Source organism: Paraburkholderia sp. A1RI_3L (genome assembly GCF_048957895.1).
GTDB lineage: Bacteria > Pseudomonadota > Gammaproteobacteria > Burkholderiales > Burkholderiaceae > Paraburkholderia > Paraburkholderia kururiensis.
Genome location: NZ_JARCHA010000069.1, coordinates 1 through 638 on the forward strand (window position 1 = coordinate 1; position 638 = coordinate 638).

A 638-nucleotide genomic window follows, 5' to 3' on the forward strand; every position below is an offset into this window, starting at 1 on the left:
CTGCGTTGCCGTAAGCCCGCTTCGTTTCCACGCCGACCGCCCCGGGAAAAATCGGCGCCGTTTCGGCCAGAAAGACATCGTCGCCTGAGAGCAGCGCCACCGGCACGCCAAACTCCCCGGCCAACGCACCGTATAGACCGGCCTCCCCGAACTCCTCGGCGTTCACTCGCACGCTTCTGAACGCAAAGCTATTGATCGTATGCGCCAGCACGCCGGTGGTTTGCGACCGTGCGTGATAGCCGACCATATAGACGGCATCGCAATCCTGTTCAACGCCCGCCATCATCCCGAGGTAACGCGGCTTGCCGGTGATGGTTTGCGCGCGCACGTCGAGCCGGTCGAGCAGCAGATTACGAAAGCCGCCGTGCGAATCGTTGACGAGGACCTCGGTCGCGCCGCCTGCGAATGCGCCGCGGATCGCCGCATTCGCCTCGTCGGTCATCCAGGCTCGCGCCCGCTCGTACTCGGCGTTGCCGCTGCGCGTTTGCTCGACGTGGGTGACGCCGGCCACGCCTTCGATATCGGTGGAAATCAAGATCTTCACGATGATTGCTCGCTTGAATGCGCAGCCGCCAGTAGCGTGCGCCAGTTCGGTACAGCATCGACGATGGCTTCGCGTCGATGTCCATCGCGCCCGG

At 63.9% G+C, this 638-nt stretch carries 1 protein-coding gene; it reads right to left on the minus strand.

The window, feature by feature from the left end; all coding sequences use genetic code 11:
- Positions 1 to 544: M55 family metallopeptidase (locus PXJ20_RS32925; RefSeq protein WP_421057515.1), on the minus strand; the 544-nt coding region annotated here is incomplete at its 3' end.
- Positions 545 to 638: the final 94 nt, after the last annotated feature.